Raw genomic sequence first — 23,736 nt, forward strand, 5'->3', positions numbered from 1 at the left:
AATCAATTCAGTTTATGGTATCGAGAATCAATTGACTGTAATCTTCGATCGGATTGAAAAGACTAAAGTAGAAGTAGATATTTTGGAGCAAGACAACTATGGAGCGAGAACAAATTTATTGGAAAATAGGAGAGCTAGCCGATCGAACTGGAGTTTCAGTGGGTACTTTACGTTACTACAGCGATCTGGGATTGTTGCATTTGGCTAAAAGAGGCGAAAATGGCTACCGTTATTACAATCAAGATGCTAGTAAGCAAGTGGAGTTTATCAAAAAAGCTCAAGCTTTAGGATTTACCTTAGAAGAGATCGGGCAAATTCTCGACGTACGCGATCGCGGGCAACTTCCCTGTAGCCTAGTACAGACTTTATTAAGCGATAAGATCGAGCAGCTAGCAATTAAAATCGAGCAGATGGTCTTATTTAAAGCCGAATTAGAACATTATCGCTCTGTTTGGGCAAATAATGTCAATTCAAGCTCGGATGATGAAGTCTGTCCCCTAATTGCTAGCGTATCTCTATCCTAATTAATTTTAGATGGCTCAGTTTGACTAGAAGGCAACAAACGCCCAACGGTGCGGTTTTCGGAAACAAAAGTTGCTCGTGCCACTCGTTGAATATCCTCTGGAGTGACTGCTTCTAGTTCTTCTAACTCATCGAAAATATTACGCCAGTTTCCCGTTTTGGCTTGATGTTCAGCCAAAATTCTCGCCATACCCAAATTAGAATCTATGGTACGCAACAAATCAGCTTTAAGCTGAGTTTTAACTCGTTCTAGTTCTGCTGCAGTTACGGGTTCTGTTTTGAGCTGTTCGATTTCTTCGCTTAGAGCGATCGCCACATCCTCAACGGTTTTTTGAGGTGCAACTAAAGCGTAGAATAATAGTAAGTTGGGGTATTTATTGCCTGGAAAACCACTAAAGCCTTGAGCGGAAAGGGCAACTTGTTTTTGTTCGACCAGAGATTGATAGAGACGAGAAGTTCTACCGTTACTGAGTAGATCGGAGATAATTTCGTATACGGGATAATCAGGATGAGTTAGGGCAGGTATGTGGTAGCCTTCTAGGTACCAAGGTTGGGAAGGAAATCTCACGGTTACTTCCCTTGTTTCCTCCTGTTGGGGTTCGACTGAAGTTACGGGATTTGGTGCTGGTCGAGCTTGAAAACGTCCAAAGTATATTTCGGCTAGCCGTTTGACCTCTTCGGGAGTGACATCTCCCGCGATCGCCATAACTAAATTATTGGGTACGTAGTAAGTGTTGAAAAAGCTCTCCACATCTTCTCTTTTCAGGTTGAGTATGTCTTCGCGATAGCCAATTACAGGACGTTTGTAGGGATGAGTTGTAAAAGCCGTATCCAGAAAAGCTTCGATCGTTTTGCCAATTGGAGAATTATCGGTTCGCATTCTTCTTTCTTCCAAAATTACCTGCTTTTCTTGGTAAAATTCGCGAAATACAGGTTCGAGAAATCTTTCTGACTCTAGAGACATCCAGAGTTCCAATTTATTGGCAGGAAAGCTGTAAAAATAACTGGTGTAGTCGGCAGAAGTCGCTGCATTCAAGCCAACACCTCCAGCCGTATCGACTATTCTGCCGTATTCATTTTGCTTGACGTATTGACTGGCGGCTGCTTGAGTTTCGATAAATTTTTGAGTCAGTTGTTTGACTTTAGCTTGGTTACCTGAGGCTTTAGCCGATTCAATCTGCGCGAATAAACGGTCTAATTTATTAAGTAATTGCTTTTCTGCCTGATAATTAGTCGTACCGATATCCTCAGTTCCTTTAAAAGCCAAATGCTCTAAAAAATGAGCTACTCCAGTTTTGCCCTCTGGTTCGTCTACGCCACCAACATCAGCATAAGTAACAAAAGAGATAACTGGTGCGTCGTGATTTTCTAGAACGATAAACTTCATCTCGTTATCGAGAGTAAATTCGCTAATGCGGTCGATCGCTTTGTCGAGATAAGGTTGAATCGAACTATTTTGAGAATTATTAGTTTCTCTGGCATAAACGCTAGGACTAAAAATATTCCAAAATAGCCAGGCGATCGCTACAATTATCCAAATCCGCTTTTTTTGCCAATAAGCCATAATTATGCTACCAATAATTTTTTAAATATATTCAATAAACTACTGTACGATTGAGAATACCATTAAGATTTGATGACAATCTGTAAAGAACCACCAAGATCGAGGTTTACTTGTAAGAAAATGAATCTACGCTCGATATTTTTAGGGGGCGATCTAAAATAATCGGGCGAGAGGAGGTTCCATCTAGCAAGTCAGCCTCTCGTCAACTTTTCAAGGTTTCCTTGGAATTATGCCCGTTCAAGATACTATAACTCTCAGTCGCTCGTTACGTTACTATTATGCAAGTTTTTTCTCAGCGTATCTGGAAAGAGGCACGAAAAACTGTAAATACAGAAGCAGATACTCGTACTCGTATCTTACAAGCCGCCTTAGCATTATTCGCTCGGCAAGGCTATGAAGGCACGACTACCAAAGATTTAGCCCATCGTGCCGGAGTGGCTGAAGGAACTTTATTTCGTCACTTCCCCAACAAAAAAGCGATTCTTATTGAAGTCTCAACTTCAGGTTGGATAGAAATCTTAACCGATCTGCTGACAGAATTAAGCGAAATGGGTAGCTATAAAGCGATATCGCAAGTGATGCGCCGTAGAATGTTTCATATGCGTAAAAATAGCGATCTGCTACGAGTTTGTTTTATTGAAGCTCAATACCATCCCGATTTGAAAGAACGCATTCAAGCCGAAGTAATCGCCAAAATGACCGACGTAGCAGAAGCCTTCTTCGAAACGGCAATGTCTAAAGGGATTTATCGGCAACTCAATCCCAAAATAGTTGCTCAAGTATTTTTAGGAATTTTTGCGATCGCCGGTTTTTCTGACCAAACTATCATCGATCCCAATGCTTCTCCTCAAGCACTCCAAGAAATGGCTGAAGGAATTTCTGATATTTTTCTTAATGGAGTTTTAGAGAAAAAATAGATTAGTTGTCAAATAACTGAAAAGGTAGAAAAATCTAGTGACGGGAAAAATTTATACTAACCTATCTCCATATTACCCAATGCTTTCAAACTTTCTACTTTCTACTTTTTTAGCGTGACTATCGTAAGAACCACTAGAAAACCCCGAGTCAGAAAACGCCATAGGAATTTATGGTTCGAACGCTTGATGGCTTTACTGGCAGTAGTTAATTTACTGTTAGTTATCTTTAATTTGACCTATGTACCCCTCAGAGATTTTTGGTTGACAGGCAGAGTTAGCGTAGGCGATATTAGATCGGCATACTTCGAACTTGAAGGAATCACGATCGAGCTGATTCCGCATCCAGTTTCGCAGTTAATTACACAATATGACACTCTTAAAGGTATCGTTCCCGATCGCGATACAGAAGAATATTTGATTTTAGTAGAACAGCTGCAGCAAGAGCTAGCTGAGAATAATAAAGATCTGACCTCTCCAGAAGTCAGCCGACTCTTAAGAGATTTGCGCTGGCGTAGTGCGGAAATAATCGATAACAATCCTTTTGCCGAAGCCAATAAAACAGGAACTCTCGAACGCATTAAAAACGAAATGCGGGAACACTTGCCTAACTCGGCTAACTCTGCCAAACAAGCTTTTCGACAATTTTGGAGTGTCGAGAATTTGCAGGATAATTTAGAAGAAGAACTAGATTTCTTCGATACGGAAATTCAACCACTATTCGCCAGCAATTATTATCGTTACCTCAGCGACAATGGTGGCTATGTTGACTACTTTGGTTTTATTGACTTTCCCTTTGGAGTTATTTTTGGTCTAGAATTTTTGACTCGTACCTGGTTTATCAGTCGCCGTCGCACTGGAGTTAGTTGGCTAGATGCTATGTTGTGGCGTTGGTACGATATTTTCTTTTTAATTCCTTTTTGGCGATGGTTGAGAGTTATTCCTACGACCATTCGCTTAAATCAAGCTAGAATTATCAATCTCGATGCCATTCAAAGACAAGCTAGTCAGGGTTTAGTAGCGACAATTGCCGAAGACGTTACTGAAGTAGTATTCATTCGGTTAATCAATCAAATTCAAACTTCAATTCGTCAGGGTGATATCGGCAAAATTTTATCGCGATCGCCAGGAAACACTTATGTAGATATTAACGATACCAACGAAATTGCTGAAATTATCAGAATACTTGCCCAGGTAATTGTCGAAAGAGTTTTACCTGCAATTCAGCCAGAAGCAGAAACATTGCTTCAATATAGTTTTGATAAAGCTCTACAACAAAGTTCTGCCTATCGTGGAATTACCAGGCTTCCGGGAGGCGAACGAGTGCTTGCCAATCTCAGCCACCAATTAGTATCCCAATCTTATCAAGCTTTTCACAAAGCACTGCAAGGAGTTTTAAAAGAAGACGAACAGTTCGATCACTTACTCGAAAGTTTACTAGCCAACCTAGATCGTACTTTTACCACCGAAATTCAAGCCAAACAAAGCCTGGATAAAATTGAATTTTTACTAATCGATTTACTCGAAGAAATTAAAATTAACTACATCGAACGTCTCTCGGAAGAAGATGTCGAAGATATCCTCGAACAAACTAGAACTATCCGCAAAATCGTGCAAAATTAACGTCAATAATGATAATAAAGTACAGGGATTTTTATCCCTACAGACTACATGGAGAAAGCTACAGTAGTTGTCGCACCTAGAAAGTCGTTTCTGTTCGTTAAGAGAACATAGCGTAAAATTATCCTAGTATAGATAAAAATTTTATTACCCTTACAATAATGGATACCAAAGCTTTTAAACGTTCTTTACAAAAATCACAAAATTATCACCGTCGCGGATTCGGCAAAGAAGCAGAAGTTGCGGGAGTGATGAATAGCGAGTATCAAAGTAATTTAGTTCAAACCATTCGCGATTCAAACTACAAATTGGAGCGAGGAGACGTAACTATTAGACTGGCTGAAGCTTTTGGTTTTTGCTGGGGTGTAGAACGTGCTGTAGCTATGGCATACGAAACTCGCCAGCACTTCCCTACCGAAAAAATTTGGATTACTAACGAGATTATTCACAATCCTTCCGTCAATCGTCGCTTGAGAGAAATGAACGTCGGTTTTATAGAAGTGGTAGATGGCAATAAAGATTTTTCAGTAGTAGGCGCGGGAGATGTGGTCATTTTACCTGCTTTTGGGGCAAGCGTGCAGGAAATGCAACTCCTCGATCGCAAGGGTTGCAAGATTGTCGATACTACTTGTCCGTGGGTATCCAAAGTCTGGAGTTCGGTAGAGAAACACAAAAAACGCAATTATACCTCAATCATTCACGGTAAATACGGTCATGAAGAAACTATCGCCACTAGTTCTTTTGCCGACTGTTATTTAGTAGTGTTAAATATGGAGCAGGCAGAATATGTCGCCAACTACATTCTCAATGGGGGAGATCGAGCCGAGTTCTTAGCTAAGTTTGCTAATGCTTACTCTCCAGGCTTCGATCCCGACCAAGATCTGCAAAAAGTGGGAATTGCCAATCAAACCACCATGCTTAAAAGCGAAACCGAGCAAATTGGCAAGCTATTCGAACAGACAATGCTCAAAAAGTACGGTCCTACCGAGTTAAACGAGCATTTTATGAGTTTTAATACTATCTGCGATGCTACTCAGGAAAGACAGGATGCCATCTTAAGTTTAGTCAAAGAAGATTTAACTTTAATGTTGGTGATTGGCGGTTTTAATTCTTCAAATACTACTCATCTACAAGAAATTGCCATCGAGCACGGGGTTACCTCATATCATATCGACAGTATCGAACGTATAATCGATCGAGATCGTCTCGAACACAAGCCTTTAGGAAAAGAAGTCGAAATCGCTCGCGATTGGTTACCTGAGGGGAAAATTACTGTAGGAATTACTTCCGGAGCTTCAACGCCAGACAGAGTAGTCGCCGACGCGATCGAAAAGATCTTTGAATTAAAATCGATAGTAGCTGTTGGTAGTTAAAAACTGTCTGCGATCTAACCCGCTTAAATATCCATAATCAAATTCAATCGCTGGGTTAAGTTAGGTTACCTATCTCAATCTCGATCGAACAATAGAATATAATCTAATTTTGTCTATAATCTAAAGCGCGTCGAACTTGCTTTAAGTCGCGCTTTATCAACTGTTCTCGAAAATCATGTTTAAAAGTTTTCGCTCGCTGTGCTTATGAAGATTCGCTTCAATTGGTAAGTGCCAAGTTTGATTATTTCGCGCGATCGAGTTTTTGGTCATTTTATTTTAATAGTTGAAACTGTAGTTCGGAGAGTGGTTGTTTGCGCTTTTAAGGCAAATTGTTGTAAATTTCACTCTCTTAGTGAACAAATCAGTTACTGAAAAAATTAGTTTTCATTGGAGAATTTATTCTTTGTTTCAAACTCACTTCAATTTTTCAAATTAATCATAGTTAATTTGTGTCTTTTCAAACTTAAACTAGTTATTGAATCTCTAATTTTTTCCATAAATAATTACTATAATTATTTATTATCTAGATAAAATTAAATGGAGTTTTAGTTGAAAATCTACTCTGAAATTCCTGAATTTTTGAGCCAATATCTCTAAAATTAAGATAAATCTACCAATAAATATTTGTCCAGATATGATTGGAAAATTTCAACAAAGTCACTTGCGTATTGAGATCGAGGCACAAGCAGAAGCGATCCGCGATAGCCTATTAGTAGGCGAGCAACTCAAACAGTGGATGTGGCCACAACGTTTTACTTCGTTACCATCAAGATTGAAAGCAGGAGAAAATTTTAGTAGCTTTTTAGGTTTTATCGAGATCGAACATCGGGTAGACCTAGTAGAAGATAACTGTTTGCGTTTGCTTCTGAGCAAGGGCATTGACGGCTATCATCAATGGTATTGGGGAGAAGGTTGGATACAGTCTCAGCTGGAAGGAATATCGATTTTTCCCCTAAATTTAGCTCAAAGCTTTAGTTTGCTCCGCTTGCGCCAGTATTTAGCTTCTCGCTAGGTTTAGGCCAAAAATACTCTATCTAAAAAAATAATATTTGTACCGTGAGATAACAAACTAAAGTGCTAATTATCAAGATTAAGGTACTAGAAAAAGCAGATTGAGCTTCTGAAAGGTTTAGAATCTGAGCGCAGCCAGCATAGAGAGTAAGAATACTGTAACAACACCCAAAAATTAGTAATAAGACGATCGAAGGGGCGACAAACGAAAAAATCATGCCAATCGCTACCAAAGAAAAAGCTATAGGCATTAAAGTCGCGCCAGCGATAAAAACATCACTGGAGATACTGCCAGAGTTGCGGTAAAAAGAACGAACGATGCTAGTTGAAATCGAAAGGCTAAAAAAAGGAATTATACCCACGAAAAACATTTGCCAAATAGGCATCTCGAAAGGTTGCCAAATAGAATAGTAGATGACAAAACATACGGACGTAAGCACGCCGTAAAGCAATCCGACCTTGGTTGCCTCACTTTTAGTCAATCGGGAATAGGCTGGTGATAATCCACCTACAGGATTGAACAGATAAGTAAATAATGCCAATAAAGCATTACTGACAGAATTTTTTGGTAATTTTGATGCTCGATAAAATTCCCTGTTTTCTGAAGTTAGTTCTCGAATAATTTTCTGACTTCGATAGTAAGCACTATTGCTATTTTGCTGACGAAATAATTTGGCTGCCCGTTGCAAATCTTCGATCGCTGCCAAAGTATTGCGGTTTTCTCGATAGGCGATACCTCGATAATAATATGCTTGAGCATAATCCCGCTGGCGGGCGATCGCTGCCGTATAAGACTCGATTGCCGATTGAATGTATCCTAGACTGTAGCGCGCTCTTCCTTGATAATAGTGAGCTTTTGCGACTCCTGAATCGATTTCTAAGATGCGATAGCAGTCATCTAGAACACCGCGATTATCACTCAATTTGTAAAGCATTTCGCACCTTTTAAGATAGGCATCGATCATCTTTGGCTCTAGAGCAATGGCTTGAGTATAGTCTTCTATTGCCAGCCGATACTCTTTTGCCAGCGAACGCTGCGTACCACGAAAATAGAAATCTCGGGCTGTTTTTAAGTGGATTTTGGGCTCTGTTTGATGAAAAGGAAAATCGCGGTCGTAACGGCGGCGTTTAGTTTCATCGGAGAGAATCTCGTAGGCTTGAGAAATCTGTTTGAACTTTTCTGCTGCTCGATCGTTATTGGGATTTAGATCGGGGTGATATTGACGAGCTAAACGACGAAAAGCCGCTTTGATTTCTTCTAACTTGGCATCTGGACTCACTTCCAGAATCAAATAGTAATTGTCAACCCTTGCCATTTATTTCGATCTACACTTTCTTTGGTTTCCGCTTAATGAGGTTAGCGTAATAATAATTATCAGTTATTAAAGAGCGATTAGTTTATAGTTTACGTTTCATCAGTTACCAAGCGCTATTCACAAGTTCTATGGTTAAAATAGTTTATGTGGAACAAAGCAGAAAAAATTGACATTAACGGGTTAAAACTCGGCAAATTAACACAAATATATATCTGCTGGCTAAATTTTTTGCCAAATATATAGAATATTTAGTTTTTTCTACTTGCAAAGACTAAAGACAGAAGTGTAAATTTAATCACACGCAGTCGCAAGAAGCCCTGTCTCTTGATGCTCGTTCCCTAGCTGCGGAGTTAGCAGCAGTTAGTTAGTTCGGTCTTGGTGAAGACGCGGGGCAGAACTCCTCGCGCTTCAACATATCCTTAAGCTTGTATCAAAGTAGTGAGCGGGGTTAACTAACAAATTCTTAAGGAGGTCGCATCACTTTTAAGGCGAGGTTTCTCTGACAACATACTTCATTTGAGTTCGATTACTAATCGGGCGAGCGTAACTACAATATACTAGTATTTTTATTTTGTGCTTTATGCGCATTTTCTTAATTATTTGGATTGGACAAGTTATTTCTCTGTTAGGTTCCAAACTAACCGAATTTGCTCTAGGATTTTGGATTTTAGAACAAACATATCACGGTACCGGAACCATAACTCAATTTGCTCTAACTGTACTGCTAATTTATTTACCAAAAGTAGTTATCTCGCCTCTAGCTGGAGTACTAATCGATCGCTGGAATCGACGTAGTGCCATGATTCTAAGCGACTTGGGCACGGGCATAATTACTGCCATTGTCTTAGTGCTATTAATGTTCGATCGCCTGCAAGTTTGGCATATATATATAGCTGTTACGTTTACTTCTAGTTTTAATAGTTTTCAACAGCCAGCCTATATTGCTGCAATCGCCCAACTCGTGCCCTCAGAAAAGTTGAGTCGTGCTAACGGCATGGTACAGGCTTCCTCGGCGATCGCCAAAATTACTGCTCCTGTAATTGCCGGTATGTTGATGAAATTTACCGGTTTGGAGACCATCTTAGCAATCGATTTGATTACTTTTGCGATCGCGGTATTTACTTTGATCGGGGTTAAATTTCCCAACCTCGAACGAGGACCAAGATCGAAACGGCGAGTGCTCAATCGCTTGTTAAGCGATACCGTTTCTGGTTGGAACTACATCCTGTTGAGACCGGGATTATTGTATCTAATTGGTTTTGTGGCAGTCAGCTATTTTACGATGGGAATGCTAGAAGTCGTTCTTTGGCCTTTACTCTACGAGCCTAATTCAACAGAACAGTTGGGCATTGTTTTGTCTATAGGAGGTTGTGGAATGCTTTTAGGTAGTATTCTCATGAGTGTTTGGTCTGGTCCTAAAAATCGGGTTACCGCGATTATTGGCTTCGTAGGTTTGCAAGGAGCGATTGTGTTTCTTAGCGGTACGAGAGTCTCGGTATTCGCTCTAGCAATTGGGATTTTTGGGTATTTATTTTCCTTACCAATAATTGTTAGTTGCAATCAAGCAATTTGGCAAAGCAAAGTTCCTACCAATCTCCAGGGAAGAGTATTTGCTTTACAGCAAACTTTGGAGAGGTCTTTAGCAATCTGCGCCTATATGCTTGCAGGTCCTTTAGTAGATAATTTCTTAAATCCTTTGATGGCTAAAAATGGTTTCGTTGCCGAGTTGGTCGGCAAATTTATTAATACGGGTATGGGAGGAGGAGTATCTTTACTATTAGTGTTACTGGGAATAATTAATCTATTGAGTGTGGCGATCGCCTTTCAAGAACCGCGCTTGCTTAATTTAGAAACAGAGTTACCAGATAAAAACAAATATATCAAACAAGAGCATCAGTTGACTTGATCGAATAAATCCGCCTGCAGTCTGGTTGAGTTCATCCTCAGATTAATTGACACGGAAGACGCAATCGTCGAATTAACATGAGATTGGATTATTTTTATTTAGTAAAAAGCGATCGCTCTTTTAAAAGCGATCGCTAAATCGGTTTAAATTTTTGACTTCAGAAGCTTATTGTTCTTGTTCTGCAACTAATGTCTCTTGCACCGTAGCGAGCACGCGCTGTTCCACATCTTGAGGGAGGGGAATATAGCCCAATTCTTCAGCGTATTGGTCGCCGTCATTCAATGCCCAGTCGATCACGTCTTGCAATGCCTGTGCTTTGGCGGGATCATCATATTCGGGGTAAAGTAAAATCCAAGTTAACCCTGCAATGGGATAGGCTTCGGGGTTAGAAGGATCGGGAACAGTCAAGGCAAAGTCTTCGGGTACGGTTTCTCCCTGAAACACAACAGAAGCGGATTCAGTAGAAGGCTCGATAATGTTACCAGAGGCATTTTCTATCGCAGCGGCAGAAATGTTATTTTCTTTGGCATAAGCGTACTCCACATAGCCGATAGCACCTTCAGTTTGCAGCACCTGAGCCGCAATACCTTCGTTACCTTTAGCACCAATACCTACAGGCCAGGAAACGGTCTTAGCAGCACCACCCTGCCAGTCGGGACAGGCTGTGTTGATGTGATTTGTAAATAAGAAAGTAGTACCGCTACCATCAGCACGATGAATCCAGTTAATAGGGCTATCAGGTAAATCGAGATCGGGGTTGGCTTCGGCAATTGCAGGATCGCTCCAGTTAGTAATATCACCGGTGACAATGCCGCAATAGGCATCTCGTGTTAATTCTAAGTTGTCAATTCCCGGCAAATTGTAGGCAAACACCACACTACCTGCAGTCATCGGTACTTGAACGGGTTCTGCACCATAGGAGTCTCTAAATTTCTGGCGCTCTTCTTCAGTCAAAGGAGCGTCGGTAGCGCCAAAATCTACAGTTCCTTGTAAATACTGCTCGACACCAGCACCGCTACCAACAGACTGATAGCTAATTTGAACTCCGGGATTGATTTGATTATATTCAGCAAACCAACGTTGATATAGGGGGGCGGGGAAGGATGCGCCCGCACCTGAAAGAGATGCAGATAAATCGCCTCCTCCAGAAGCAGTCTGTTCTCCTGGGGTTCCTTCTGTAGCGGTGTCAGTAGGAGTTTCAGAACCGCCACAAGAAGTAAGACCGACAGTAACAGCAATTAGAGGAGCTAACCATAGCTGTCGTTTAGAGAAAATTGCGGAAATCATATCTCTCCTATTTCGTTTGTAGAATTAAAATTAAAATTTTGGAATTTTGACGAGCGACCAAAGAATTCTCTTTCGTTTGCTTGAGTAATGCTGTTTTTAGTCGAGCTCTTGAGAATCTTAAGCAATCTTTCTCAACTTAGCTCATGCCGGTTAGTTAACAGTAAAGGCTAGGTAAACAATAGATTAATTATTTACCAAATAACTATTTAGGGTGGACTCCGTCCACCCTAAACGGTTTGCGCTAGTCCGTCTAGAAAGATTAGCAGTATTGGCTCTAGTTTTAGAACTTGAACGTAGTACGAATTACGCCTACATAAACTTCGTCAGCATCCTCCACGTGGTTGGGGTTGAAGACTACATAAGCACCGGGAGTGATTAAGATATTGTCATTGAGAGGGAATTTATAAAGTGCTTCAATGAGATAGGAAGTGTCTCCGTCTTCTTCAACACCTGCTTCATCGGTAGTAAATTTAGGAGGCTGACCGCCAGCAACGGACAAGACAGCACCTTCTCTACCGATATCGAGAACTGAAACGCTAGCACCCCAAGTCCAAATGTCACCATCAGTTTCATCTTCTAACGATTCTGCATCAGCGTAACCACCAAAACCTGAAACCACAAAACGTTCGGCAAAGGTATAGTCAAAGCCAGCACCGAATTTGTTAGCAGCAGTAGCATCATCACCAAATGGTTCTGTAGCGAAACCAGCTATCAGATCGCCATCATCGTCAAAGCCACCAACGGTACTACCAGAGAGGTTAGCGTTACCGGTAGTTTGATAACTGCGCACGTAGGTAAATGATACATTTAAATTTTCGTCGAGAAGAGAACCTTCTATTTGACCACCGGCACTATAAGAGCCATTAAATAAACCAGCACCTTCATCAGGATCCTCAGCCTCATCTGCTAGATATAGACCGGTTACAGTAATTATGTCGTCGAGGAAGTCAGCGCTAAGACCCAGACCAGCACCTTCAGGTCCTCTGAAGAGAAGTGGGTTGCGGCGGTTGAAGCGAGATAGAGCACCTGTACCGCTACTTTCTAAAACGGGGTTGTTGACGGAGAAAACATTGTCTAAGTCGAGACCGCTAGTACCTACCCAGACTGTACCTCTTTCACCAACGGGAAAGCGATAGTACAGGTCGTCGATCTCAATTTCATTCTCAGTGCCAGCGTCAAAACCTACACGAGATGAAAGAGTACCGCTAACATCTTCACCAAAAGCGTCATCGAGGTTCCCCGCTTCCAATCTAGTACGCAAACGGTCTTCACCAAAGAAGCTAGTATCGAAGTTCAAACGAACGCGGTCGGTAAAGGTAAACTCAGAGTCGATATCTTCACCGAAAACGTTACCAATAGCAAAGATGACTTCTCCGTTTAGTTTGGTAGTAGTGGAAAACTGGTTGTCTTCTAAGAAAGCAGTACGGCTTTCGAGGTTGTCAATGCGACCGCCTAGGGTTGCCAACTCTGCTTCAAATTCTTGAGCTAGGCGACTCATGGTCTCTAAATCTTCTCTAGTAACAGCTTCAGAAGAAGCAATCAAACGCTCGATTTGGTTTAAACAGGAATTCAAACCGGCGGCGAATTCGTAACGAGTTAAAGCTTGAGAACCGCGATAAGTTTGGTTGGGGTAACCAGCAATACACCCATAACGATCGACTAAGCTACGGAGAGCTTCATATGCCCAATCTGTAGGCTCGACGTCACGAAGTTGGTTGACGTTGGTCACCTGCGACATTGAAGAGTCGGAGTCTTTTTGATAGCTGTCGATTTGTTGTAAAGTTTCGCCTACCGAATCACTGCTCTCATTAGCAGGTAACGTTTGAGCGAATACACCGTTGGCAGTTGTTAACAAAGAGGCAGTCACTACTGCGGGAGCTACTTTTAAAGTTTGCCAAAGTAGTTTATTCATCTGTATCCTCACACCTGAATTAGATTTCTGTTTGTAAAAAGTAGTCTTGGTTACTACTAAAGCTACTCTCCTATGCTAGACAATATTATTCAAGATCGTGCCTTGGAAAATCCACCAATGGTCAGATTATTTTTTGGCATAGTTAAAGGGAAAAACGAGCTTCTTTGTTAAAGATAACCGGTTAGGGCAATTTAAGTATGTGATCTCAAACAACTTGTTTACCCCAACTTAAAAGCGGAAAATTCCGCCTAAAATCGAAGCTTAGTATTTTACTTATCATTATCATAGGTTAAATAATTAAGTCTAGGAGTAAAGTTAAGATTAGAGCGAGCTTAAACATTGGTTAAGAACATAGCCGAAGCTACAAATTTTTACTTTTCTCGATCTAAGATCTAAGGAGAGTAATCTACAATTGACGATGTTGCTAAATAGAGATTGATAATCCTGTTAGTAGTTAGTGGCTAGCCGTCAATTTCAAACTAACGAGCGTCTAGATTGCTATTACTCCCTCAGCAATGCTCAATTGACGACTAATTTCTCTGTCCCGTAACTATGTAGGAAACTCGTTGACCGATATTAGTAGCATGATCTGCCATTCTTTCCAAATGACGAATAATTAATGCTAGGAGCAAAATTGGTTCGACTACTCCTCGAATATCTTTTTGAAAGGCTAAGACTTGGTAGAGTTTTTCATAGGCATCGTCTACTGTATCGTCTAACTCTTTTACTTTCGCTCCTGCGCTAGCATCTAAATCGGCTAAAGCCACCAGGCTAGTTGCTAACATCAGTTGGACGTGTTCGGACATTAGTTCTATTTCTTTTAAACAATCGTGAGGGGAATATTTAACTAATTTAAGCGTCATTTCGCTGATGTCTTGAGCGTAATCGCCAATTCTTTCTAGGTCTCGCACTAGCTGCATAAAAGCACTTAATAATCGCAGATCTTGAGCGACCGGTGCTTGAAGAGTCATCAAAGCCGCACAATCTAACTCAATTTGACGATAGTAGCTATCAATGCGCTTTTCTAGATAAAAGATTTGTTTGGCTGCATCTAGCTGACGACGAAAAAGGCATTGATGACTCAAGCGTAAAGATTGTTCTACCAGGGTTCCCATGCGTAAAACATCTTGCTGAACCCTCTTGAGAGAACGTTCTAACTGATTGGAATTGGAATCATTGGCTCGAGATAAAGACACTAGTTTGAGAATGGCAGGTATTTATATATTAGTTCCCCTAATTATTAATAACAAAGCAACTTTAAGATCTAGTTAGAGCTAGATTTAGATTTATAGATTTACTAGATCTCTTGCATGAATAAATAATCAAACCTTTTTTTTCTTTAACCTTTCCCTTTTCACCCTAGCTTGAGTAGTTAATGATGAAATGATGATTCGTGCCAGAATTCTACTATTGCTCTGCTCAAAACCAAACAAATCTAGATTTTTGAGGGTCGCTCGATAGGCAGTATAATTTGTAGCCATGCTCCACCTATGATGGGATGATTTTTAGCAATAATCGAACCACCATGAGAACGAACGATCTGCTGGGCGATCGCTAACCCCAAACCACTACCATCACTATCAGTATTAGACTGGGGTAATCTCTCTCTACAGCGAGATTTTTCTCCACGATAGAGGCGCTCGAAGATATACGGCAGATCGGACTGAGTAAATCCTTGCCCGAAGTCAATTATATCGATAGTTATCCGAACTACATCATCTTCAGTTAGTTGCTGCTGCTGGACTCGAACCAGTATTTCGGTTTGAGAGGGAGTGTGTTTGATAGCATTATCTAATAAATTGAGCAGAACTTGAATGAGACGAGAACGGTCGGCAGCGATAGATATATTAGTAGCTCCTAGATAAGTTAAGCTTACCTGTTTTTTTTGCGCGATCGGCTCTAAGATTTGCCAAACCGACAAAATTAGCTGATGTAAGTCTAAAGTTTCGTAGTTTAAAATGCGATGGGGTGCTGCTTCTAATTGAGTTAGATCGAGCCATTCGCGAATTAGTTCGATTAGACGGTTAGTTTCTTTAAGCATTTGCTCTACCCAACGGCGTTCTGGATTGTCTAATCTATTCAGGAGATTTTCTGCTACCAGAGAAATTGAGGTTAGAGGAGTTCTCAATTCGTGGGTAAGGTCGGAGAAAGTGCGATCGCGTGATTGAGACAATTCTACTAATGGCTGGCGATCGATCAAAAAAATTGCCACCTGTTTGTTAGGTAAGGGAAAACCGAAGCCTTGAAGGGCGATCAATTCTACTATTCTATCTAACGAATCAGAGTTGGGGTTTTCTCGAGCTGAACCCTCTATTTGTGCATAGCGAGTATAATAAAAAGTCCATTTTTCTTCTTGAGTTTGCTGTAGTTGGCGAGTCCGTTCGATCAGTCGATCTAAGTCATAGGAACGCACTAATTCTAGTAGAAGGCGTTTTCTTTCCGCTCGGCGAGCGTCTATTTTTAGTAGTTGGCGTGCCTGTTGATTACAACCTAAGAGTTGGTTGTCTGCATCTACTTGTAAATAGCCAATAGGTGCTCGTTCGATTAATTCTTGCCAAATTATTTGGTTTTGTTCCAATTCTCGCCGCCGTAGTTCGAGTTCGTTTATTTGGCGGCGAACTAGGGAAATTAGTGGCAGAGAAACTGTAGACTTGTCATCAGAACTAAAATAATATAAAGTTTTTTTTAATTTTTGTTTGAATCGATATTGCTGCCAAGTACAAATTGCCACGCCAATTATTAGTCCCAAGCCAAATTCGATGGCTGCCATCGCTTATTATTAGCCTCAGCTTACAATTTATTTTAGTTTTCTTTACCTTACTAATAATATAAATTGACAACCAGACTTAAACTCTACAAGACAACCTCTAATAATAATTCCACCGAACCAAAAGCTAATTAAGTTACAGCTAACCGAAACGATAACCAAAACCGCGCACGGTAATTAGATATTCTGGCTGACTCGGTTCTTTTTCTAGCTTTTCACGCAACCAACGAATGTGAACGTCCACAGTTTTAGTATCTCCCAAAAAATCAGGACCCCAAACTTGCTCGATTAGTTGCTCCCGCGACCACACTCGGCGAGGATAGCTCATAAATAGTTCCAAGAGACGAAATTCTTTGGGAGATAGGTTAACTTCTGTTCCCCTAACCAATACTCGACACTCTTGAGGAAATAGGCTGATATCTCGATATTTTTGAACTGGAGTTGACGATAAATTACTGTATCTTTGACGACGTAGCAACGCACGACAGCGAGCAACCAGCTCACGCATACTAAATGGTTTGGTTAAATAATCATCTGCGCCTACTTCCAAACCGAGAACGCGATCTGTTTCACTACTTTTAGCACTAATTACCAAAATAGGAGTGATATCTCCTTGGTATCTTAACAAACGACAAATATCTAATCCATTAACTTCAGGCAACATCAGATCTAAGATAATTAAATCTGTAGTTAGTTTGACTTCAGCAGGATCGGAATTTTGCAGCAAATTTAAAGCAGTACGTCCATTGCTAACTTTGTTAACATCATAACCTTCTGCTTGCAATGCAACCTCAATCATTTCTCCAATTAGCTCCTCATCTTCTACTAACAAGATGCGGTTTTTCTGAGCTATTTCGGATTCAGAAGCAGCGCGATCGATTTCTAGAGATAGCATAAACAGATATTTTTAATTGTCCCTTATCTTACATATACACTAAAACTGTCAGCTGTAGATTAGTGAAATAGATGTAAATGTTGAGAGATAATAATAACCAGAGTAAAAATAATTTACTAAATAATTTACTAATTTACCTCGCCATCGATGTTTATAAATCGCTGAATTGATGCAAATTTATCTCGATCGCAGCGCGACTACCAAACCTCGCCCAGAGGCGATCGCGCTAGCGCAACAAGTTACCAGCCAACAGTGGGGCAATCCTTCGAGTTTGCATGACTGGGGAAAACAAGCAGCAACGATATTAGAAACTGCCAGGATGCAGACGGCTAGATCGATCGAGGCTTCATCACCCGAATCGATTGTCTTTACTTCTGGAGGTACGGAAGCAGATAATCTCGCAGTTTTGGGCATAGCCAGGAAATATCGAACTCCCCAACATTTGATTATTTCCAGTGTGGAACATTCGGCAGTTGCCGAACCCGTTAACATTCTACAGCAACGAGGTTGGCAGGTTACTAGATTACCTGTAGATCGCAGTGGTCGAGTAAATCCCTTAGATTTGCAATCGGCAATTCGACCCAACACGGTTTTAGTCTCGATAATTTACGGACAAAGCGAAGTAGGAACGCTACAGCCCATCGAACGACTAGCTCGGATCGCCCGGGATCGCGACATTCCCTTTCATACCGATGCGGTGCAGGTGGCTGGTTGTTTACCAGTAGATGTCGAGCAGTTGGGTGTAGATCTGTTGTCTCTGTCGGGACACAAAATGTATGGGATAAAAGGTGCCGGAGCGTTATACGTTCGTCCTAACACTGAATTAGTTCCCCTGTTAGGTGGTGGTGGACAAGAGTCGAAGCTGCGGTCGGGAACTCAAGCTCTTCCGGCGATCGCCGCTTTAGGAATTGCTGCCGAACTAGCTGCGGCTGAAATGAACGTAGAAATACCTAGATTGAGGGAATTGCGCGATCGCTTATTCGACCACCTAGCAGATTGTCCCTGTCTGATTACTACAGGCGATCGACTCTATCGACTGCCTCATCACGTCAGCTTCATTTTGAGCGATCGTGTGGCGACTATTGCTGGTGATGTTACCGGTAAAACCATCGTGCGTCAGTTGAATTTAGCAGGAATTGGCATTAGTGCGGGTTCTGCCTGTCACAGCGGCAAGTTAAAACCCAGTCCGATCTTATTAGCGATGGGCTACGACGAAGCAGCGGCAAAAAGAGGAATTCGTCTGACTATCGACCGAGAGACTACTACAGCGGATATCGACTGGACGGCGCTCGTCCTCAAACAGGTTTTGAGTCGTTTGATGCCCTTAGTCTCTTGTTAAACTCAGACTCAAATTGGTTTTTTCTTTCATCACATGTCTACTCCCTACTACAATAAAGAAAAGTAAAGAAATATTATTTTAATCGAACACCATCCCCTAAGGAGTAAAAGATAAAAATTGTTTGTTCTCAACGGTTATGAATATTTTCTGGTATTTTTGCTACTGTGTAGCGCAGTTCCAGCCCTAGCTTTAACTGCCTCAGCAGTTTTAAGACCAAAAGGCGGCGGTCCCGAACGACGCACGACTTACGAGTCTGGTATGGAACCCGTAGGAGGTGCTTGGATTCAATTTAATATCCGCTACTATATGTTTGCCTTGGTTTTTGTCGTTTTTGATGTAGAAACCGTATTCTTATATCCTTGGGCTGTAGCTTTTAGCCGTCTGGGATTGTTAGCTTTTGTCGAAGCCCTAATTTTTATCGCTATTTTAGTTGTGGCTTTGGTGTATGCGTGGAGAAAAGGAGCTTTAGAGTGGTCATGACTTCTAATTTATTCAAGCAAGAACAAAAAGAAAAAATTCTCAATCCCGTTAGTCCATCTCAAGTAACTCAAGACTTATCGGAAAACGTCATTTTAACTACAGTAGACGATTTATATAATTGGGCGAGACTTTCTAGTCTCTGGCCGATGCTGTATGGAACCGCCTGCTGCTTTATTGAATTTGCAGCTTTGATCGGCTCGAGATTCGATTTTGATCGTTATGGTTTACTACCTCGTTCTAGTCCTCGCCAAGCTGACTTAATTATCACTGCCGGGACGATTACGATGAAGATGGCACCAGCATTAGTCCGCCTTTATGAAGAAATGGCAGATCCTAAATACGTTATTGCTATGGGTGCTTGCACCATTACTGGAGGAATGTTTAGTAGTGACTCTACTACGGCCGTGAGAGGAGTAGATAAACTAATTCCCGTTGACGTATATATTCCCGGCTGTCCCCCTCGTCCCGAGGCTATTTTCGATGCCATTATTAAGCTGCGGAAAAAAGTAGCTAACGAGTCGCTTCAAGAAAGGGCTGTGGCTTTAGAACAAACTCATCGCTATTATAGTACTACTCATAATATGAAGGTAATTCAATCTTCTCACGATGGCAAATATTTGCAGTCCTCAACTCGCCAGGCACCTCCCAAAGAACTGGCAGAAGCAATGGGAATGCCTTTACCAAAAGCCCTAGAAGAAACCAAAGAGGAGGTAGAGCGTGGCTGAAGAACAGAATCAAAGTCAAAACAACAATACTGAAGAAAATGCCGAAGCAACTGAAATCGTACCTGCCGGTCAAACCTCTAGTTGGCTCAGTGAAAATGGCTTTGATAACGAACCATTGCCTGTAGATGTTAGCGGCGTAGAATTGATTAAGGTAGAAGCGGAATTTTTACTGCCGACTGCTACGGCGTTATATGCCTATGGTTTTAACTATCTTCAGTGTCAGGGAGCGTACGATCTCGGTCCCGCAAAAGAACTTGTCAGCTTTTATCATTTAATTAAAGTGAGTGATGATGCCGATCGCCCTGAAGAAGTTCGTTTGAAAGTATTTCTGCCGAGAGAAAATCCTCAAGTTCCTTCGGTATATTGGATTTGGAAATCAGCCGACTGGCAGGAGCGAGAAAGCTACGATATGTTTGGCATCGTCTACCAAGGACATCCCAATCTCAAGCGCATTTTAATGAATGAAGATTGGCAGGGCTGGCCATTGCGGAAAGATTATATCTCTCCTGATTTTTACGAATTGCAGGATGCTTACTAAATTAATATCATCTGTCTCGTTCAAAGTTATCGTCCTCCCGCTTGTCGGGAGGATTTTAATTTTTCAACACTACAACGAGGAAGGTTAAAGCTAAAAAAGCATCTAAAAATTAACAATTATTTATTTAGTAACTTTTTCTTCCTGAAATATTTCTCTAACCGAACGCCATAGTTCTTTTAATAATCTTTTGAGTTGTTTTTCTTTGCGAGCCGCAGCACTGCCAGTTTCACCTAATTTCTGCTCGAAATCATCTCTTCTTTGCTTGATTTTTTCAGTAAACACTTCAGGGTCTTCTTTGGCTTTTTCGTACCAAGTTTTGGCTTCTTCTAAGTATTTATTAACTTCTTCGTAGCGTTCGCCATAGCGACTGGATAAATTCGCCTGTAAAACTGCTAATTGAGCTTTTAGTTGAGCATAACGTTTTTGCAGTAAAGCAAATTCTTCGCTGTCTCTGACCGTAACAATCGCTTCGGCGATCGCCTGTTTGACCTTGTCCGATGCCGTAGCACTTTGAGTTTCAACTGTTTCAACTTCTGTTAGCGCGCTATCGATTTCACGTTGTAACTCGCTTTCTTCACTGGTAACTTGCGCTTCTAGGGTTTGAATCTCTTCTTGGGTTTTAACAATTTCCTTTCTTCTCGCTTCGCTAGCACCTTCAATGGCACCTTCAATTGAAGCAGCAATTTCGTCTTTGATTTCGCCAGCCTTTTCTTGGAATGTTTCCCTAACTGCGGCAATTGCCTCGAGGACTGAATTGGCAATTTCAACCCTACCTTCTTTAACTTCTGCTACCGTTTCGGCGATCGCCTCTCTGACAATTTCGCGAATTTTTTCGGTTTTTAGCTCTCCAGTTTGACGAGCTTGTTTGAGATTGGCAATAATTTTTTCTTTTTTCGATCCAGACATAATTATTAACTCTTTAATTAATTAGGGATTTATTGAAATCGAACTAACTTTCCCACCACCACTAAAATTTAGGAGTGTTGCCGCAATAGTTATCAGTATTTGCTAGTGAATATAAACTTATAGTTTAGAATGCCAAGAAAACTTGTTATCGTACACTTCAAATATCTTCTCTGCTTGTCAATACCAAATCGGCAACATTAGTTTAAGATTTGCCAGCAGAAAAACATCTGCCAGTAAATAGAAAATACGATCGAGATCCCCAACCATAAAATTCATCTTTAATTCGGCAATATCTTATAATTTGAGTGTATCTTCGATCGTTAAGCTTTGACATCGCTCTGCAGGTTGAAAAAAACCGTATCGGTCCGAATCAACCATCGCAGTTGACTCCACCAATAAAATGGCAGCGATCGCGTCCTAATTTACATTTTCATAATTCTGTCAATGCGAAACTCCTACTAAGGTTCGACTAGACGATGAAAAACGCGATCGCGACATTGCTATAGACGATTTCTAAGTAAGAGAACTAGCCAGGAGCTATTTATAGATCTTGGTAAATTATATGTTTATTGGCGATCGAACGCGATAAGATTTAGAAGTCAATGGCGTTTAATTTACTAATTTAGTAGATATTTTATGGCTAACAAATATCAGGCTCGGATTTATGTTACCTTGCGTCCTTCAGTTCTAGATCCGGCGGGAACTGCGGTAGAATCGGGACTCAAGCAGTTGGGATACGAAACTGTAGAAGGGGTTAGAATTGGTAAATACATCGAACTCAAAATGAGTGCAGCAGACGAAACTGAAGCCAAACAGCAGTTAGACCAAATGTGCGATCGCCTGTTAGCGAATACCGTAATTGAAAACTATACTTTTGAAGTTAGCGAACTCGCTACAGTATAAATATCAAAGGTTAGTAGAACGAAAGATATCGATGAAATTTGGCATTATAGTATTTCCTGGCTCGAATTGCGATCGCGACGTAGCAACTGTTACTCGAGGTTTGTTAGAGGTTCCGACGCGAATGGTATGGCATCAAGAGCGAGATCTGAGCGATCTCGATGTAATAGTCATCCCTGGCGGATTTAGTTATGGTGACTATTTGCGCTGTGGTGCGATCGCCCAATTTTCTCCTGTCATGCAAAGCGTTATCGAACACGCCAAGCAAGGTAAATACGTAATTGGTATTTGTAATGGCTTTCAGGTGTTGACTGAAGTAGGATTGTTGCGGGGAGCTTTAATTCGCAATCGCGAACTGCATTTTATTAGCGATCGCGTACCGATTAGAGTCGAACGCCGAGTTTCCCCTTGGACGGAAAACTACAACCCAGATCGAGTAATTATTCTACCTATCGCTCATGGTGAAGGTCGCTATTATGCAGATGCCGAGACGATTCAGGCTTTAGAAGATAGCGGACGAGTTTTGTTTCGCTACTGTAGTCCAACCGGAGAAGTAAATGCGGCGAGTAACCCTAATGGTTCGATTAATAATATTGCAGGTATTATCAATCCACAAGGTAATGTCTTAGGGATGATGCCTCATCCAGAAAGAGCTTCTGATAAGGCACTCGGCGATACTGATGGTCTATCAATTTTTACAAGTTTGTTAGGTCAGTTAGTGTAATGAAGCTAATTATTCAAATTCCTTGTTATAACGAAGAAGCTACATTGGGATTGACTTTATCGGAACTACCCCGTAGCTTACCCGGTATCGATGAAATTGAATGGTTGGTAATTAATGATGGTAGCCGCGATCGCACCATAGAAGTCGCCAAAGCTTGTGGAGTAGATCGGATCGTTAACCTAGAATACAATCAGGGACTGGCAAAATGCTTTATGGCGGGAATTGAAGCTTCGCTGCAAGCTGGTGCTGATATCATCGTCAATACTGATGCCGATAACCAATATTGCGCTGCAGATATACCCAAATTAATCGCACCTATTTTAGAAGGTAGAGCCGAAATTGTCATTGGTGCCAGACCAGTTCAAGAAATCAAACATTTCTCACCAGTTAAAAAATTTTTGCAAAAATTGGGCAGTTTGGTAGTGCGTTTTGCCAGCAAAACCAATATTCCCGATGCACCAAGCGGATTTCGGGCAATCGGTCGTGAAGCAGCGATAAAACTAAACGTTTTTAATGAATATACCTACACCCTGGAAACTATTATTCAAGCAGGACAAAAGGGTATGGCGATAACTTTTGTTCCCATCAGAACTAATAGTTATTTGCGTCCTTCTCGACTGGTTAAAAGCATACCTGCCTACATTCAAAGGTCAATATTAACTATCGTTCGCATCTTTATGACCTATCGCCCACTCCAATTTTTCGCTATGCTGGGGAGCGTACCTTTTAGTTTGGGATTTTTACTGTGTGTGCGCTGGTTATTATTATTTTGGGGGATTTTTGGCGAAAATGCGGATAAACCCCGCGTTCCTAGCTTAATCCTCGCGGCTATTTTAATTTTAATTGGTTTTCAACTTTGGATTTTTGGCTTAATCGCCGACTTAATGGCAGTCAATCGCACCTTACTCGAAGATATTCAACTGAGATTACGTCGTAGCGAACTTCAAAAGACATCTAAAAGGTAAGACTAAGATTTTAATTTATTTCTGCGATGTACATCTAATTAACTGTCACTTTAGCTCTTAACATAGTGCTAG

21 protein-coding genes are annotated in these 23,736 nt (G+C 41.1%); 13 read left to right on the plus strand and 8 right to left on the minus strand.

Annotation, left to right across the window (positions count from 1 at the left end):
• Window positions 1–98 precede the first annotated feature (98 nt).
• On the plus strand, window positions 99–524 hold the full coding sequence (locus ACLFKQ_RS13940) for a heavy metal-responsive transcriptional regulator (protein WP_449000416.1): 426 nt from the start codon (window positions 99–101) through the stop codon (window positions 522–524).
• Here the strand turns inward: ACLFKQ_RS13940 and ACLFKQ_RS13945 are convergent.
• Complete coding sequence (locus ACLFKQ_RS13945; protein ID WP_449000417.1) at window positions 521–2,086, minus strand: M16 family metallopeptidase; 1,566 nt, start codon at window positions 2,084–2,086, stop codon at window positions 521–523. The genes ACLFKQ_RS13940 and ACLFKQ_RS13945 overlap by 4 nt on opposite strands.
• A 278-nt stretch (window positions 2,087–2,364) precedes the next feature.
• Between ACLFKQ_RS13945 and ACLFKQ_RS13950 the strand changes: the two genes are divergently transcribed.
• The 4 genes from ACLFKQ_RS13950 (at window position 2,365) to ACLFKQ_RS13965 (ending at window position 7,005) form a co-directional block, all read left to right on the plus strand.
• On the plus strand, window positions 2,365–3,003 hold the full coding sequence (locus ACLFKQ_RS13950) for a TetR/AcrR family transcriptional regulator (RefSeq protein ID WP_449000418.1): 639 nt from the start codon (window positions 2,365–2,367) through the stop codon (window positions 3,001–3,003).
• 114 nt (window positions 3,004–3,117) lie between these two features.
• Window positions 3,118–4,623, plus strand: a complete 1,506-nt coding sequence (locus tag ACLFKQ_RS13955; RefSeq protein WP_449000419.1) for a hypothetical protein — start codon at window positions 3,118–3,120, stop codon at window positions 4,621–4,623.
• A gap of 158 nt (window positions 4,624–4,781) precedes the next feature.
• Window positions 4,782–5,993 carry a 4-hydroxy-3-methylbut-2-enyl diphosphate reductase gene (locus ACLFKQ_RS13960; protein ID WP_449000420.1) on the plus strand — a complete coding sequence of 404 codons (1,212 nt, stop codon included), beginning with the start codon at window positions 4,782–4,784 and terminating at the stop codon, window positions 5,991–5,993.
• Window positions 5,994–6,627: 634 nt separating this feature from the next.
• The gene (locus ACLFKQ_RS13965; RefSeq protein ID WP_449000421.1) at window positions 6,628–7,005 is read left to right on the plus strand and encodes a hypothetical protein; all 378 of its coding nucleotides are present in this window, start codon (window positions 6,628–6,630) and stop codon (window positions 7,003–7,005) included.
• Between the two features lie 22 nt (window positions 7,006–7,027).
• On the opposite strand, the gene ACLFKQ_RS13970 is transcribed toward ACLFKQ_RS13965, so the two are convergent.
• Window positions 7,028–8,320: a J domain-containing protein gene (locus ACLFKQ_RS13970; RefSeq protein ID WP_449000422.1), complete on the minus strand. Its 1,293-nt coding sequence runs from the start codon at window positions 8,318–8,320 to the stop codon at window positions 7,028–7,030.
• 580 nt (window positions 8,321–8,900) lie between these two features.
• Here ACLFKQ_RS13970 and ACLFKQ_RS13975 point away from each other — a divergent pair.
• The gene (locus ACLFKQ_RS13975) at window positions 8,901–10,226 is read left to right on the plus strand and encodes an MFS transporter (protein ID WP_449000423.1); all 1,326 of its coding nucleotides are present in this window, start codon (window positions 8,901–8,903) and stop codon (window positions 10,224–10,226) included.
• Between the two features lie 165 nt (window positions 10,227–10,391).
• On the opposite strand, the gene pstS is transcribed toward ACLFKQ_RS13975, so the two are convergent.
• From pstS to ACLFKQ_RS14000, 5 genes are all read right to left on the minus strand, one after another.
• The gene (gene pstS, locus ACLFKQ_RS13980) at window positions 10,392–11,513 is read right to left on the minus strand and encodes a phosphate ABC transporter substrate-binding protein PstS (RefSeq protein WP_449000424.1); all 1,122 of its coding nucleotides are present in this window, start codon (window positions 11,511–11,513) and stop codon (window positions 10,392–10,394) included.
• A 280-nt stretch (window positions 11,514–11,793) separates the two neighbouring features.
• Window positions 11,794–13,425: an iron uptake porin gene (locus ACLFKQ_RS13985; protein WP_449000425.1), complete on the minus strand. Its 1,632-nt coding sequence runs from the start codon at window positions 13,423–13,425 to the stop codon at window positions 11,794–11,796.
• A 530-nt stretch (window positions 13,426–13,955) separates the two neighbouring features.
• Complete coding sequence (phoU, locus tag ACLFKQ_RS13990) at window positions 13,956–14,621, minus strand: phosphate signaling complex protein PhoU (RefSeq protein WP_449000426.1); 666 nt, start codon at window positions 14,619–14,621, stop codon at window positions 13,956–13,958.
• A gap of 239 nt (window positions 14,622–14,860) precedes the next feature.
• Window positions 14,861–16,195: a sensor histidine kinase gene (locus tag ACLFKQ_RS13995; RefSeq protein ID WP_449000427.1), complete on the minus strand. Its 1,335-nt coding sequence runs from the start codon at window positions 16,193–16,195 to the stop codon at window positions 14,861–14,863.
• A gap of 139 nt (window positions 16,196–16,334) precedes the next feature.
• Complete coding sequence (locus ACLFKQ_RS14000) at window positions 16,335–17,087, minus strand: response regulator transcription factor (RefSeq protein ID WP_449000428.1); 753 nt, start codon at window positions 17,085–17,087, stop codon at window positions 16,335–16,337.
• Between the two features lie 169 nt (window positions 17,088–17,256).
• Between ACLFKQ_RS14000 and ACLFKQ_RS14005 the strand changes: the two genes are divergently transcribed.
• From ACLFKQ_RS14005 to ACLFKQ_RS14020, 4 genes are all read left to right on the plus strand, one after another.
• Window positions 17,257–18,426 (plus strand): cysteine desulfurase family protein, encoded by a 1,170-nt coding sequence (locus ACLFKQ_RS14005; RefSeq protein ID WP_449000429.1) that lies wholly within the window; start codon window positions 17,257–17,259, stop codon window positions 18,424–18,426.
• Window positions 18,427–18,543: 117 nt separating this feature from the next.
• Window positions 18,544–18,906 carry a photosynthetic/respiratory NAD(P)H-quinone oxidoreductase subunit C gene (gene ndhC / locus ACLFKQ_RS14010; RefSeq protein ID WP_036481822.1) on the plus strand — a complete coding sequence of 121 codons (363 nt, stop codon included), beginning with the start codon at window positions 18,544–18,546 and terminating at the stop codon, window positions 18,904–18,906.
• A complete protein-coding gene (ndhK, locus tag ACLFKQ_RS14015) occupies window positions 18,903–19,631 on the plus strand; it encodes a photosynthetic/respiratory NAD(P)H-quinone oxidoreductase subunit K (protein WP_449000430.1) in 729 nt (242 codons plus the stop codon). The genes ndhC and ndhK overlap by 4 nt, the downstream gene beginning before the upstream one ends.
• A complete protein-coding gene (locus ACLFKQ_RS14020; RefSeq protein ID WP_449000431.1) occupies window positions 19,624–20,169 on the plus strand; it encodes an NAD(P)H-quinone oxidoreductase subunit J in 546 nt (181 codons plus the stop codon). The genes ndhK and ACLFKQ_RS14020 overlap by 8 nt, the downstream gene beginning before the upstream one ends.
• A gap of 120 nt (window positions 20,170–20,289) precedes the next feature.
• On the opposite strand, the gene ACLFKQ_RS14025 is transcribed toward ACLFKQ_RS14020, so the two are convergent.
• Window positions 20,290–21,075: a histidine kinase gene (locus tag ACLFKQ_RS14025; RefSeq protein WP_449000432.1), complete on the minus strand. Its 786-nt coding sequence runs from the start codon at window positions 21,073–21,075 to the stop codon at window positions 20,290–20,292.
• Window positions 21,076–21,711: 636 nt separating this feature from the next.
• Here ACLFKQ_RS14025 and purS point away from each other — a divergent pair.
• From purS to ACLFKQ_RS14040, 3 genes are read left to right on the plus strand one after another with little or no spacing between them, the layout of a single operon-like run.
• Window positions 21,712–21,978 (plus strand): phosphoribosylformylglycinamidine synthase subunit PurS, encoded by a 267-nt coding sequence (gene purS, locus ACLFKQ_RS14030; RefSeq protein WP_449000433.1) that lies wholly within the window; start codon window positions 21,712–21,714, stop codon window positions 21,976–21,978.
• 31 nt (window positions 21,979–22,009) lie between these two features.
• Window positions 22,010–22,699 (plus strand): phosphoribosylformylglycinamidine synthase subunit PurQ, encoded by a 690-nt coding sequence (purQ, locus tag ACLFKQ_RS14035; RefSeq protein ID WP_449000434.1) that lies wholly within the window; start codon window positions 22,010–22,012, stop codon window positions 22,697–22,699.
• Window positions 22,699–23,664, plus strand: coding sequence for a glycosyltransferase family 2 protein (locus ACLFKQ_RS14040; protein ID WP_449000435.1), 966 nt, complete (start codon window positions 22,699–22,701; stop codon window positions 23,662–23,664). Before purQ ends, ACLFKQ_RS14040 begins: the two co-directional genes overlap by 1 nt.
• Window positions 23,665–23,736 lie beyond the last annotated feature (72 nt).

It is taken from the genome of Myxosarcina sp. GI1(2024) (genome assembly GCF_053543375.1).

What these genes read in the sequence shown, in the direction of transcription:
- ACLFKQ_RS13940 (WP_449000416.1), top strand. Translation starts at nt 99, where the DNA reads ATGGAGCGAGAACAAATTTATTGGAAAATAGGAGAGCTAGCCGATCGA.
- ACLFKQ_RS13945 (WP_449000417.1), bottom strand. Translation starts at nt 2,086, where the DNA reads ATGGCTTATTGGCAAAAAAAGCGGATTTGGATAATTGTAGCGATCGCC.
- ACLFKQ_RS13950 (WP_449000418.1), top strand. Translation starts at nt 2,365, where the DNA reads ATGCAAGTTTTTTCTCAGCGTATCTGGAAAGAGGCACGAAAAACTGTA.
- ACLFKQ_RS13960 (WP_449000420.1), top strand. Translation starts at nt 4,782, where the DNA reads ATGGATACCAAAGCTTTTAAACGTTCTTTACAAAAATCACAAAATTAT.
- ACLFKQ_RS13965 (WP_449000421.1), top strand. Translation starts at nt 6,628, where the DNA reads ATGATTGGAAAATTTCAACAAAGTCACTTGCGTATTGAGATCGAGGCA.
- ACLFKQ_RS13970 (WP_449000422.1), bottom strand. Translation starts at nt 8,320, where the DNA reads ATGGCAAGGGTTGACAATTACTATTTGATTCTGGAAGTGAGTCCAGAT.
- ACLFKQ_RS13975 (WP_449000423.1), top strand. Translation starts at nt 8,901, where the DNA reads ATGCGCATTTTCTTAATTATTTGGATTGGACAAGTTATTTCTCTGTTA.
- pstS (WP_449000424.1), bottom strand. Translation starts at nt 11,513, where the DNA reads ATGATTTCCGCAATTTTCTCTAAACGACAGCTATGGTTAGCTCCTCTA.
- ACLFKQ_RS13985 (WP_449000425.1), bottom strand. Translation starts at nt 13,425, where the DNA reads ATGAATAAACTACTTTGGCAAACTTTAAAAGTAGCTCCCGCAGTAGTG.
- ACLFKQ_RS13995 (WP_449000427.1), bottom strand. Translation starts at nt 16,195, where the DNA reads ATGGCAGCCATCGAATTTGGCTTGGGACTAATAATTGGCGTGGCAATT.
- ACLFKQ_RS14000 (WP_449000428.1), bottom strand. Translation starts at nt 17,087, where the DNA reads ATGCTATCTCTAGAAATCGATCGCGCTGCTTCTGAATCCGAAATAGCT.
- ACLFKQ_RS14005 (WP_449000429.1), top strand. Translation starts at nt 17,257, where the DNA reads ATGCAAATTTATCTCGATCGCAGCGCGACTACCAAACCTCGCCCAGAG.
- ndhK (WP_449000430.1), top strand. Translation starts at nt 18,903, where the DNA reads ATGACTTCTAATTTATTCAAGCAAGAACAAAAAGAAAAAATTCTCAAT.
- ACLFKQ_RS14025 (WP_449000432.1), bottom strand. Translation starts at nt 21,075, where the DNA reads ATGTCTGGATCGAAAAAAGAAAAAATTATTGCCAATCTCAAACAAGCT.
- purS (WP_449000433.1), top strand. Translation starts at nt 21,712, where the DNA reads ATGGCTAACAAATATCAGGCTCGGATTTATGTTACCTTGCGTCCTTCA.
- purQ (WP_449000434.1), top strand. Translation starts at nt 22,010, where the DNA reads ATGAAATTTGGCATTATAGTATTTCCTGGCTCGAATTGCGATCGCGAC.
- ACLFKQ_RS14040 (WP_449000435.1), top strand. Translation starts at nt 22,699, where the DNA reads ATGAAGCTAATTATTCAAATTCCTTGTTATAACGAAGAAGCTACATTG.